The 12891-nt window shown below is 62.2% G+C and carries 9 protein-coding genes; 6 read left to right on the top strand and 3 right to left on the bottom strand.

Annotation, left to right across the window (positions count from 1 at the left end):
• Window positions 1-3 precede the first annotated feature (3 nt).
• Window positions 4-4569, bottom strand: a complete 4566-nt coding sequence (locus tag CVU60_01875) for a glutamate synthase (GenBank protein ID PKN43130.1) — start codon at window positions 4567-4569, stop codon at window positions 4-6.
• Between the two features lie 160 nt (window positions 4570-4729).
• Between CVU60_01875 and CVU60_01870 the strand changes: the two genes are divergently transcribed.
• The 4 genes from CVU60_01870 to CVU60_01855 all read left to right on the top strand — a co-directional run bounded on the left by CVU60_01870 (window position 4730) and on the right by CVU60_01855 (window position 8265).
• Entirely contained in the window at window positions 4730-5035 is a 306-nt protein-coding gene (locus CVU60_01870; protein PKN43129.1) for a DNA-binding protein HU, read from the top strand.
• A 109-nt stretch (window positions 5036-5144) separates the two neighbouring features.
• Window positions 5145-6074, top strand: a complete 930-nt coding sequence (cysK, locus tag CVU60_01865; GenBank protein ID PKN43128.1) for a cysteine synthase A — start codon at window positions 5145-5147, stop codon at window positions 6072-6074.
• Between the two features lie 2 nt (window positions 6075-6076).
• On the top strand, window positions 6077-6970 hold the full coding sequence (locus CVU60_01860) for a serine acetyltransferase (GenBank protein ID PKN43127.1): 894 nt from the start codon (window positions 6077-6079) through the stop codon (window positions 6968-6970).
• Between the two features lie 128 nt (window positions 6971-7098).
• Window positions 7099-8265, top strand: coding sequence for an alcohol dehydrogenase (locus CVU60_01855; protein ID PKN43126.1), 1167 nt, complete (start codon window positions 7099-7101; stop codon window positions 8263-8265).
• A gap of 72 nt (window positions 8266-8337) precedes the next feature.
• Here the strand turns inward: CVU60_01855 and CVU60_01850 are convergent, their stop codons facing one another.
• Together CVU60_01850 and CVU60_01845 are read right to left on the bottom strand one after the other, a co-directional pair.
• Complete coding sequence (locus CVU60_01850; protein ID PKN43125.1) at window positions 8338-10038, bottom strand: potassium transporter TrkA; 1701 nt, start codon at window positions 10036-10038, stop codon at window positions 8338-8340.
• 38 nt (window positions 10039-10076) lie between these two features.
• Window positions 10077-10298, bottom strand: a complete 222-nt coding sequence (locus CVU60_01845) for a hypothetical protein (GenBank protein ID PKN43124.1) — start codon at window positions 10296-10298, stop codon at window positions 10077-10079.
• A gap of 322 nt (window positions 10299-10620) precedes the next feature.
• Between CVU60_01845 and CVU60_01840 the strand changes: the two genes are divergently transcribed.
• Together CVU60_01840 and CVU60_01835 are read left to right on the top strand one after the other, a co-directional pair.
• On the top strand, window positions 10621-11286 hold the full coding sequence (locus CVU60_01840; GenBank protein ID PKN43123.1) for a hypothetical protein: 666 nt from the start codon (window positions 10621-10623) through the stop codon (window positions 11284-11286).
• A 22-nt stretch (window positions 11287-11308) separates the two neighbouring features.
• Window positions 11309-12850, top strand: a complete 1542-nt coding sequence (locus CVU60_01835; protein PKN43122.1) for an FAD-binding protein — start codon at window positions 11309-11311, stop codon at window positions 12848-12850.
• The last annotated feature ends 41 nt before the right edge of the window (window positions 12851-12891 follow it).

Here is a 12891-nt window from a genome sequence, read left to right as displayed (position 1 = left end):
TTTTCATTCCGGCTTGATGCCGGTGCCGGATCCCGGCACGATCTTGACGAAACGTTTTTTGGCTTCGTTTGCCAGCCCCTGCACGATCAGTGCTTCCTCGTTCTGGAAGCTTTGCTCCAGGGTGTGGACATACTTGCCCAGCAAATCCCGCACTTGCGCCTCGTCGTCTTCATCCAGATTCCTTACGACCACATGCGCACCGCTTGAAAAGCGGCGCTGCAGATTCTCGCGGCCGAAGTTCCATTCCGGGTAGAGGCACTGGTAGATGACGCCGCCGGTCATGCCCGCGCACATCCAGGGGCCAGGGTCGCCCAGGACCACGGCACGGCCGCCGGTCATGTATTCGAAGGCGAAGCCCTTGAGGTGCGCCCGCGAGGCGATGTTTCCGAGTTCGTCGCGCACTGGTGCGGTGATGCGCCCTCCGAAGATGGCGTCGGCTCCGGACATGCGTACGCAGGCCCTCGAGTCGGCCTGGTTCTGGACCATGATCGTGCCGGAAAGAGCCCCGTAAGCCAGGGATTTGCCCACGGACCCGTCCACGCGCTGACCGAGGATGTTCGCGCCTTTCAGGATGCAGACCTCGCCGCCGCGCGCCCCCTTGGCTATGCCGTCCTGGCCGCCGCCCTCGACCACGGTGCCTATGCCGTCGATATTGAAGGCGCACAGGCCGTTGCCCGGGACCGAGGAGGTCAGGAGCAGCTCCACCTTGCCCCGCTCGTCAGCCGAGCGCTCCCGCACCATGGCTCCCGCCAGATACGTTCCCACGGCCCGGTCCACGGAGCGCACGTTCTCTTCCTTGTACTGCACGAACCCGCATTCTTCGCCGAGGGTGGAAATGGCCATGTCGGAGATGACCCGGGTCAGGTTGTCCAGCGGTCTGCGCACGATGCGCGGCACCGGGCAGTAGGCTTTCACGCTGTCCATGGGCGCGGGCACGAGCAAGTCGGTCAGGTCGACCTGATCGTGGCCCCTGGCCTGCACCAGAAGGTCCGTGCGGCCGACCAGGTCGGCCAGCTTCCGCTCGCCGAGTCCGGCCAGAATGTGGCGGATCTGGTCGCCGAACGCACGCAGCAGGCGGGCCAGGTTCTCGGCCTCGACCTCGCTTTGCAGCGGCTTGAAGAGCTTGACGCCGCGGGCCTTGGCCTCTTCCACGGTGCGGATCTGGGTGGAGATTCCGCGCGGGCAGACGTCCAGATGACACTGCTCGCAGCTGATGCAGCCCACCCCCATGAGTGCCACCGTGCCGACCCCGACCCGGTCTGCACCGAGGCAGATGAGCTTGACCACGTCCGCTCCGGAACGCACGCCGCCGTCGCACCAGAGTTCGACCTGATGCCGCAGGCCCGCCTCGACCAGCCCCCGGTGGGCCTGGGTCACGCCGATCTCCACGGGCAGGCCTACGTACTTCTTGGCGTGCTCGCGGGCCGCGCCCGTTCCGCCCTCGAAGCCGCTGATGTTGACGATGTGCGCCCCGGCCTTGGCCACGCCCACGGCGATGGTGGCTACGCCACTGGTGACCGGGATCTTGACGGATATGCGCGCTTCGGGGTTTGCGGTCTTGAGCTCGGTTATGATCTGGCAGAGGTCTTCGATGGAATAGATGTCATGATGGTTGGACGGTGAAATGAGCGCGATGCCGGGCTTGCAGTGCCGGGCCTGGGCCACCATCTCGGTGACCTTGGAGCCGGGCAGGTGACCGCCTTCACCGGGCTTGGCGCCCTGTCCGACCTTGATTTCAAGGTAGCGGGCCGAGTTCAAAAGCTCCATGGACACGCCGAAGCGTCCCGATGCGACTTGCTGGCCGCGATTTTCCCTGTATTTGCCGAGCATGTCCGGAATTTCGCCGCCCTCGCCGTTCATGCATACGATGTTCGTCTTGCGCGCAGCTTCGGCATAGGCCCGAAAGGAGCTTTCTCCCTGGGAGCCGAAAGACATGGCGCAGATCAGGAGCGGCATGGAGTGCCGGCCGATGGAGATGTCCACGTTCTCCAGCGGCAGGGGGGCGGTGTCGCGGGTGGTGATGTCCAGCAGATGCCGCAGGCCGACAGGGTTGTTTTGGTCCACTTCTTCCAGGGCTTCGCCCATCTGCAGGTAGCCTGTCTTGCCCACGGCCACGGAACGCAGGATTTTTCCGGTCATGGCGTTGCGCTTGGGGTCGCTTGCGAGCTTGCGATCGATGCCCTGGCGGACCAGTTCCGCGCGCTTGCGACCCTGGGCTTCGAGCTCCGGGTAGCCAAGCCCCGCGGATGCGGAAGAGCAGAAATTGGCGCAGCCGAAAACGTCCTCGAGCTCCCTTTTGAGGCCGATGGACGAGAAGATGCGGCCATATCCGCACAGCTCGTGGATGCCCATGGTGGACATGATTTTTTCCACGCCCGTCTGCAACGCGGTCAGGGTGTTGGAGAGGGTGCGCTGGAGCCCTTCGGCGCTCTCGGCCTGGGCGTAGGCCTGTTTCCAGAGCATGTAGGGATTCACGGCGGCGGCGCCGAGGCCGAGCATGAACATGATGTCGTGCAGGTTGCGGATGGCTCCGCTACGCACGATGAGCGAAGGCAGGCGGGGGATGCGGCCCGTTTCGGCGGCGCGGTGCAGCCAGGCCGTGGCCAGGCCCGGGTCGATGTAGACCCGTCCGTTCACGAAACTGGCGCTGTCGTCGAGAACCAGGATGGCCGCTCCGCGTCCGATGGCCTGCACGGCCTCGTCCTCGAGTTCGTCAAGCCGTTTTGCCAGCCCCTGGTCCGGCACATAGGTTGCGTCGAGGATGGCCATGCGCGAGGGGTCGCGCTGCTGGGCGGTGAAGAAGTCAAGGACCTGTTCCAGGGTGTGCGTGCCGTGCTCCCGGCAAACGGACAGGATGTCCAGGGAGGACAGGGCCGGGCTGAACTCGCCGCCAAGCAGGATGGGGGTCTTGAGGCGCAGGCCCACGGGTGGATGGTCCGGGGTGTCCGGTCGGTCGCCGAGGATGACGGCGGTGGAGAAATGCTCGGCCTCGCGCTCGCGGTCGATGGCCGGGTTGGTGACCACGGCCACGTTCTCCTTGAAAAAATCGCTCACGTTGGCCAGGCTCTCGCCGTCCATGCAGGCCAGCGGACCCTGATGACCCATGGAGCCGATGGGCCCCTTGCCCGTGGCAGCGACGTGCTTGCGCATGTTCTGGTCGTACTTGTGCCAGCCGAAAGCCGCCAGCTGGGCGGAGGTGGCCGGGCATTCACCGTCGTCGAACACGGGCCGGTCCTGGAAGAAGCGGCGCAACTCGTGACAGGCCCCTTCGGGGCAGTTCAGGATGGATTCGGGAATTCTGAGGTGAAGGTTGTCGGCCAGCGGTGTCAGTCGTCCCTGCTCGAAGAGGCGCAGGAGACGTTCCTGCAGCGCGCAATAATCAAGCACCTCGCCGCGCTTGCCCGCACCGGAAATGATGGCGATTTTTTCACCCGGGGCCAGGGGGCGCGGGTCGTGGATGGTGTTTTGCAGATCGACCACGCCCTTTTCCGAGGACAGGAAATAGTCGTAGTCGCTTTCCCCGAACCACAGCGGGCGAAGGCCCAGGGCATCGACACTGCCCATGCACATGTCGCCGAACCGCGAAACCACGGCTGCCGGGCCCTGGGCGGACGGTGCGAAAAACCAGCGGTAGAAGCCGTACATGCGACGAAGACCGGCGGGCATTCTCTCAACTTCGGTATGAATGGCCGGGAAGACCATCTCCAGCGCTTCCATGAATTCAAAGCCATGCAGATGGATGAGGCCTTCGAGGATGCGGTTCAGGTCCTGGGAGTCGCTGCCTCCGGGAGTGGGCATGATGCCGAGCGCCCGGGCCGAGCTGCGCAGCTTCTCGATGGTGTTGATCTCACCGTTGTGTCCCAGCAGCGAGAAGGGCTGGGCGCGTTCGGCCGTGGGCAGGGTGTTGGTGGAGTAGCGGCTGTGGCCGAGCGTGATCATTGATTTGCTGTCCGGGTTCTGCAGGTCCGGATAGACCCGGATCAGAAGGTCGGGGGTGCCGCGCAGCTTGTATATGACGCTGTCGAGGCTGAGCGAGCAGGCATGCACTTCGGGCATGGCGCGCTCCAGTTCCATCTGGATGTTGAAAAGGCGCTTGCCGCCTTCCTGCCGGTTGTCGTCGCGGACCAGGCCGCAGATCTGCAGAAAAAAGGGCGCTTCGGTCCGGGCCATGGGCCCAAGCTCGGCGGCGTGCATCTGGTCGTCCACTTCAAGAAGTGTTTCCGCGCCGGCTGCGGTCAGGATGGTTCGCAGCCGCTCCCTGAATTCCCCGGTTTGCTCCGGTGCGTCCGTGGGCAGAAAAAAATGGCCGACAAAAAATCCGCGGCTCTCGCTCAGGTGGCGGCTCAGGCCCGCCGCTTCGAGGCGTTGTCCCCAGATGGTGCGCGGGATGTCGGTCAGGATGCCGCAGCCATCGCCTTCGCTGTTTATGTCGCCGGAGCGGTGGGCCATTTTTTTCAGGGCGTCGATGGTCTTGACGATGTTGGCGTGGGTGGCGCGGCCGCGCTTGTCCACGAAGGCGATGATGGCGCAGGCGTCTCGTTCTTCCACCAGCAGATGTGGTCTATTCATTACGGATCTCCCGGGATTGACAAGGCAAGGATAAATCCCCATAGCCTGAAAATAGTGCTGGGGGCCATTTCAATAAATATTTCACAAAGCTTTGTGAAGCTCTTTACCGCGCGGCCGGTTTTGTCTATCTAATGACACATACCAATACGAGGTGACGTTTATGGTAGAGGACAACACTGAAATTCATGTGGAGAAAGCCGACCTCATCGAGCGTCTCAAGGCTGAAATGGGCTACTCCGAGGAGGAGGCCGAGCGAGTCGTGGATGCCATGATGGAGAGCATCACCGAGTCCTTGAGCAAGGGTGACAAGATCAACCTGCCGGGCATCGGGACCATGGCCGTGGTTGAGCGCGCTCCACGCAAGGGCGAGGACCCGCGTCCCGGACGTGACATAAAATTTTCGCCCGGCAAGCGCCTCAAAGATGCCCTCACATCTCTTGATTTCATAACCAAGGGTTTGGAATAAAATATATTTTTTCTTCATTTCGTCCGGCCTCAAGGCCGGATTTTTTTTGCCTGGACTTACCCTCCATCCTGGTTCATTTTCGCGCGACCATTCCTTTTCAGGAGGCTCCATGAAGATCGCAAATTCCATGACCGACCTGGTCGGCAATACCCCCCTGGTTCGTCTGAACCGTCTGACCAAAGGCTGCGTGGCCGATGTCGTGGTCAAGCTCGAATTTTTCAACCCCCTGTCCTCCATCAAGGACCGCATAGCGCTGAACATGATCGACGAGGCTGAACGCAGCGGCAGGCTTCGGCCCGGATCGGTCATTGTCGAGCCCACCAGCGGCAACACCGGCGTGGGTTTGGCTTTTGTCTGCGCCGTGCGCGGCTATCATCTCATCCTGACCATGCCCGAGTCCATGAGCCTTGAGCGTCGCATGCTCCTTTCGGCCATGGGCGCCGAACTGGTTCTCACCCCTGCGTCGGCGGGCATGGCCGGGGCCGTGGCCGAAGCGGAAAAGATCCTGGCTTCTCTTGAGGACGGCTTCATGCCCGGGCAGTTCGTCAATCCGGCCAATCCGGCCATGCACGAGCGGACCACGGCGGAAGAGCTCTGGCACGACACCGACGGCCGCATCGACGTATTGGTGGCCGGTGTGGGCACTGGCGGGACCATCACCGGCGTGGGCCGCACCCTGAGGCGCCGCAAGCAGGGCTTCATGGCGGTGGCCGTGGAGCCTTCAGCCTCTCCGCTCCTCAGCGGCGGCAAGGCCGGACCACACAAAATCCAGGGCATCGGCGCCAATTTCATCCCCGAAGTGCTCGACCGCAGCGCCATGGACCGCATAATCGGCGTTTCCAACGAGGACGCCATGATCATGGCCCGTCGCCTTGCCCGCGAAGAGGGGATTCTGTGCGGGATCTCTTCGGGGGCCAATGTCTGGGCGGCCCTGGAACTGGCCCGGGAACCGGAAATGGAAGGCAAGCTCATCGTCGCCATCATCTGCGACACGGGCGAGCGGTATCTGTCCACTGAACTTTTTGCATCCAAGAGCTGAGCATGGCCAAGTATCTGAAAATCGACAATGTCCTGAGCGGGGTGGTGGAAAGCCTCTGCGCTCCCGAATCCTACAGCGGCGTCTATCACCAGCCTTCGTTCGGCTCGCCCATGCCCTCGGTGGAGCTTCTCTCGGAGATCGTGGAGCGGCTGCGGTCCGTGCTTTTTCCGGGTTTTTTCAAGGAATCCTTCATCACGCCCCAGAACATGGCCTACTTTGTGGGCTCCAAGCTGGAAAAGGTGCGCCGCGAGTTGATCCAGCAGGTGGAGCGGGGCTTCTGCTTTGCCTGCGAGAAAGACGAGCATTCCTGTTCAGTGGAGTGCGAGGTCAGGGCCGAAAATCTCTGTAACGAATTCCTGCAGACCCTGCCGCGCATCCGCCACATGTTGGCAACGGACGTGCAGGCCGCCTTTGCCGGTGACCCGGCGGCCAAGAATCCCGGAGAGACCATCTTCTGCTATCCGTCCATCCGGGCCGTGACCAACCACCGCATCGCGCATGAACTCTACCTCCTGGGCGTCCCGCTCATCCCGCGCATCATCAGCGAGATGGCGCATTCCGCCACCGGCATCGACATCCATCCCGGCGCCACCATCGGCGAGTCCTTCTTCATCGATCACGGCACGGGCACGGTCATCGGCGAGACCTGCATCATCGGCAGGAACGTGCGTCTGTACCAGGGTGTGACCCTTGGCGCCAAGAGCTTTCCCAAGGGCGAGAACGGACATCTGGTCAAGGGCATCGCCCGTCACCCCATCGTCGAGGACAACGCGACCATCTACTCCGGCGCGACCATCCTCGGGCGCATCACCATCGGAGAAGGCGCGGTCATTGGCGGCAATGTCTGGGTCGTGGACGACGTGGCACCCGGTAGCAAGGTTTATCGCAACCTCTAGACCCGGCTCTGTTTTTTTGTCCTGAAACCGCATTCGCCATGGAGTGCGGTTTTTTTTATGCCCGGCCCGGAACGCTCCCGCTTGTGGACAGGTGCGCGAGGGCATAAAAGGGAAGTCTTGGAGGCGACATGATATATTCTTTTTCCACCGCGCGTGTGGTTTTCGGCATTGGTGCAAGGGCAGGCGTGGCCACACATGCCTCACACATGGGCAAACGCTGCCTGTTTGTGACCGGAAGCCGCGCCGAGCGCTGCGACTGGCTGTTCGAGGAATTGAAGGAGGTGATGGATGTCGTGCTCGGCGTGGCCGTTGGCGGCGAGCCCGAAACCGGATTCATCTCCTTGCAGGCTGACGCCGCCAGAGAGGCAGGTTGCGATGTGGTTGTGGCCATCGGCGGCGGGAGCGTCATCGACGCGGGCAAGGCCTTGGCCGCCTTGGTCGCCAATAGTGGCGACCTGTTCGATTATCTGGAAGTGGTCGGGCGCGGCGCGACCCTTGAGCAGGCCCCCCTGCCCATGATCGCTGTGCCGACCACGGCTGGAACCGGAGCCGAGGTCACGGCCAATTCCGTGCTGCTCTCGCCTGCGCACGGGGTCAAGGCCAGCCTGCGCGCGCCGAGTCTGATCCCGAAGCTGGCGATCGTCGATCCCGAACTGGCCGTTTCCCTGCCCCCTGCGCAGACTGCGGCCTCCGGCATGGACGCCCTGACCCAGCTCATGGAGTGCTTCGTGTCCCATGCGGCCAGCCCGCTGACCGACCCGCTCTGTCGCGACGGACTGACGCGCGCGGCACGTTCGCTGCGTATCGCGGTACAGGACGGGGCCAGCCTGCAGGCGCGTTCGGACATGGCCCTGGCCAGCCTGTTTTCGGGCATGGCCCTGGCCAACGCCAAACTCGGGGCCGTGCACGGTTTCGCCGCTCCTCTGGGCGGGATGCTCGGCGCGGCGCATGGCGAGATCTGTGCGGCCCTGCTGCCTCATGTCATGGAGGCCAACATCCGCACGTTGCGCCACGTGGCGCCGGAACATCCGGCGCTTGCCAGATACGACGAGGTCGGCCGCCTGTTGACCGGCAGGGAGGACGCCCGGTCCGAAGACGGACTTGAATTCGCATGGTCGCTTTGCCAAGACCTCGGCATTCGTGGGCTGGGGGAGTTGGGACTGACCGGGGGCGTCATGGAGGACATGGTCGAAAAGGCTTCCCGGGCGTCGAGCATGCACGGTAACCCGATCGTGCTGGACCGGGACGAACTGCTTGGCATACTGCGTCGGGCCATGGGCGGCTTCTCCTTGTAGTCAAGGAAAGAAGGGGGCCTCTGGGTTGTCGGGTTGCCCGGGGCGATTCATGCGCTCCGAAGGGTCGCCTAGTCAGGCGGCCGGGTACTGCTCCATGAAATTTTTCTCCGCCTGCGCCGTTCCGATCAGGATGAGTTCGTCATCTTTAGAGACGCTGGTGCCGGGATCGGGATTCAAAAGCATTTCTTCACCCCGCTTGATGGCGATGATGCTGCATCCGGTGGACTGGCGTATTTTCTGTTCGCGCAGGGCTTTGCCCACAATGGCCTGACTCGGATTGGCGCGGAAGATGTTCAGCCCTTCGGAGAGCATGAGCAGTTTTTCGGGGTTGAGCAGGTTTAAAATCGTGGTCGTGAAGAGGGAAGAAAAGGAAATGACCAGATTGGCCCCGGCGCGGTGCAGGGTGTTGATGTTGCGGTCCAGGCTGGCCCGGCTGATGATCTGGACGTCGGGCCGAAGACGACGGCAGTAGATGGTCAGGAAGATGTTCAGGTCATCGTCGTGGGTGGTGATGATGATGGACGGGGTCTCTTTGATTCCGGCCAGGATGAGGACGTCCAGGTCGGCCGCGCTGCCCTGTATTATCCGCGAGTCATCTTTGTTTCTGAGCGTCTTTTTCTCCACCACGCGATAGTCGACTCCCCTTGCGCCCAAGGTTTCGGCCACAGACATGCCAACCCTGCCTCCGCCCAGAACCACAACCGGTCCGCTGTGTTCCCTGCTCAATCCACTTGCCCCCATGAGCGAGTCGTAGATTTCGAGCTGTGCTTCGGAGCCCGCCAGGACCAGCACCGTGGACGCGCCAATTTTGGTCATCGGATCGGGCAGCTGAAAGCGTCCCTGCTCCCAGACGCCGACAACGTTCACGCCTGTCAGTTCGCGCAGCCTGCTCTCGGCCAGAGTACGTCCCTGGAGAGGGGAATGCATGGCGGGCGCCTCGGCGATGAGCAGTTCATCGAAGTTGCCGATGACATTGGCCTTCATGCTGACCCCCATGACCCGCCGCGCCAGGACCTGACCCAGCATTTTGGTGAATTGGTAGGTGTGCGTGCTGCCCGCCAGGTCGAGGATGTCGACGGAGTCCTCCTGGTCGGCGTTGGTGATGACAGGGGTCTTGTCCGCAACTTCGCGGATGGTGAAGATGATGTTGGTACTGGCCACATCCTCGTTCATGACCACGACCATGGCCGCTTCACGCACCCGCAGCCGCAGATACGTTTCCGGATCATCAAGCTCGCCGAGGACGACATTGAGACCCGTTTCGTACAGATTCAAGGCTTGTTGCAGGTCTGAGACAAGAATGACGTACTTGATGTCGTACTGGCTCAATTTTTCCACCAGATTGAGTGTCACCGCGTCATAAAAGGTCAGGATGACATGGTTCGACATGGTTTCGGGAACTCTGCGCGGGGCCCTGGCCTTGTTCTGTTCTTCAAGCCAGGGCGCGTAGAAAAACTGGATGAAGGTGAAGGGCAGGACGATGAGCATGAACACGACGCCGCTCAGCATTACGCAGATGGAAAAGAACCGTCCCAGGTCGGATGTGAAGGTGATGTCCCCGAAGCCAAGGGTGCTCATGACCGTCAGGGTCCAGTAGAGGCCCGTGATCCAGGAATGCTTCTGTCCTTCGTAAGCCATCAGGAAATGAAACAGGACGGTAAAGGCGGCAAAGAAGCTGAGCAGGATGAACAGAAAACGGACCATGAGCCGCGTATTGGCTTTCTGTTGACCGCTTTTGACCAGTGCGGTCATTTGAGAGACGAGAAATTTCATTGCTGCGCTCACATGTTTTTCGGTGGAATTTTAAGACCCTAGCTCAAAGAGGCATGGGGGATCAAGGCGTCTTCAAGCTCCGCCGGGATGTGGTGTCGTTCCATTAGCGGTTCAAGTCCACAGGGGGCTTCGCCGAACTTTTCCAGCCACCATTCCTCCTTGGAGAGATGGCGCCTTGGCTCCTCTTCTTCGAAGGAGTATTCGTAGTTGTCGCAACAGGCGTAGACCGTTCCGCAGGAGGATACGATCCTTTGCGTCATTTGACTGCAGTTTTGCCTGCTTTCGACACATGTGTCCGGATGCCAGTGCTTGAGGAGATTTATGCAGGAGGCCCTGATTTCCCGCAATGATACGCGTTCGGGCAATTCCAGCACAGCCTTTGCTTCGGTGAGTTCCCTGTAGGTGACCAGGTCATGCCTTTCGAAATGTTCGCAGCTTTTTTTGTCGCCCTTGCAGGCTAAACGCTTTCGAATTCAAACATTCGAAGCGAGTATCCCCGGTGTATCCGCCTGTAAAGGCGATCCGGGCCTGTCGGCGGAATTCCTCTTGCCACTTCCACGGTTCACGCTTAGCTCCAACTCCATGAAGAAAGCGCAACGACCCGCAGCCGTCCTGTTCGACATGGACGGGCTGCTTATCGATTCCGAAGTCACGCTGAAGCGGATCTGGCAGGACGAGGCCGCAAGGCTGGGTTTTGATTTGAATGACAGCCTTTATGCGCATCTGGTCGGGGTTCCCAACGTCCTGTGCGAGGAAAAGCTCGTGTGCTGGTTTAAGAATTTTCCTATCGACGAGTTTCGTCACAGCTGGAAAGCGACGCGGGCATCGCAGCACATGAACGGAGGCATCCCGCCAAAGGACGGAGCCCTTGCGCTTGTGGACTGGCTTGAAGGGCAGGGAGTGCCCATGGCTCTGGCCACGTCCTCTTCGCGGGAGGCTGTGGAGCGCCATCGCGCAAACTGTCCTGAACTCTTCAGGTTCGCGTCCATCATGACCATCGAGCAGGTCGCCCGCCCCAAGCCGGACCCGGACATCTATCTGCGGACCTGCGCTGCTCTCAAGGTCCAGGCCGGGGACTGCATCATTTTCGAGGACTCAAACCCCGGCATGCGCGCGGCCATCGCCTCCGGGGCGCGCGCCATGATGATTCCCGATCTGGTCACGCCGGAGTCTGACGTGCGGGAGGGCGCGGCCCGGATTTACACTTCGCTGACGCAGGCCCTGGCCTGCCGAGAAGACTGGTTCTGAATATTTCAACACGGAGACACCCATGGAATTAACTCACGTCGAGCTGCTGGTGGAGCCGGACAATATAAATGACGCGGCGCACATCAGAGCCCAGGCTCTGGCCAAGGCCGGCCTGGACGACGACGGCGGCGTCAGGGTGCGCGTGGTGCGCCGATCGGTGGATGCGCGGGCCAAGATGCCTCGGTTTCTTTTGCGTATCGCCATTGGCGGAACCGATACGGATCCGTCGGTATTCGCGCCCAGGCCCTTGGGCGGGGAGCGGGTGATCGTGGTCGGAGCCGGGCCGGGCGGTTATTTTGCAGCCCTGACCCTGCTCGAGGCCGGGATCAAACCTGTGCTGCTGGAGCGCGGCCGCGACGTTCGCGCCAGGCTCAAGGACGTGAAGAAGATCTACTCCGAAGGCCTGGTCAACCCTCACTCCAACTACTGCTTCGGCGAGGGCGGGGCGGGCACCTATTCCGACGGCAAGCTTTACACCCGATCCAGGAAGCGTGGCGATGTGGATCGCATTCTCGATCTATTCGTGGCCCATGGCGCGTCCCCCGACATCGGCGTGGACGCGCACCCGCATCTGGGATCCAACGTGCTGCCGAAGCTGGTAAGGAACATGCGCGACGCCATCATCGCCGCTGGCGGAGAGATCCATTTCGAGGCGCATGTGTCCGACCTGGTCCTTGACTCCGGGGAGGTTCGCGGCGTGCGTCTGGCCGGGGGAGAGACGGTGGATGGCGACGCCGTGATTCTGGCCACCGGGCATTCGGCCCGCGACATCTATGACCTTCTGCTCCGACGCGGCGTGCTCCTGGAGGCCAAATCCTTCGCTCTGGGCGTGCGCATAGAGCATCCGCAGGCGCTGGTCGACCGGATGTTCTACCATCACAGTCCGCGTCATGCGGCCTTGCCCGCGGCCAGCTATCGCCTGGCCTGCCAGACGGCCGAGCGGGGCGTCTTTTCGTTCTGCATGTGTCCCGGCGGGTTCGTGGTCCCGGCATCCACGGCTCCGGGCGAGCTGGTCCTGAACGGCATGAGCTTGGCCAGCCGCAAGGCTCCCTTCGCCAACGCGGGGCTGGTGGCCGAAATCCGCCCCTCCGACGTTCCGGGTGAAGATCCGCTGGCGCTGCTGCGCTTTCAGGCCGAGGTCGAGCAGACCATGTTTCGCGCCGGAGACGGGAAGACCCAGCGCGCTCCGGCCCAGCGGGCTGATGATTTTCTGCAGGGCAGGGTGTCGGAGAATCTGGGCGCGACCTCGTACGTTCCCGGCGTCTACGGCGCACCGCTGCACGAACTGCTGCCCGGTTTCGTGACCCGCGCCCTGCAGGAGGGGCTGACCATCCTGGGCGGCAAGCACAAGGGCTTCGACAGCGCCGAGGCGACGCTTCTGGCCGTGGAGTCACGAACCAGCTCGCCGGTGCGCATCCCGCGCGATCGCGAGACCCTCATGCATCCGCAGGTGCGCGGTCTTTTCCCTTGCGGCGAGGGGGCCGGCTATGCGGGCGGGATCGTGTCGGCGGCCATGGATGGGGTGGCGGTGGCGAAGGCTGTGGTTGAGCAGCTGAAAAAATAGGTCCCATGGGTCGTATGGGACCTATGGGACCTACGAAAAAG

Source organism: Deltaproteobacteria bacterium HGW-Deltaproteobacteria-18 (assembly GCA_002841885.1).
GTDB lineage: Bacteria > Desulfobacterota > Desulfovibrionia > Desulfovibrionales > Desulfomicrobiaceae > Desulfomicrobium.
This window is presented reverse-complemented; position numbering and strand designations above follow the sequence as displayed.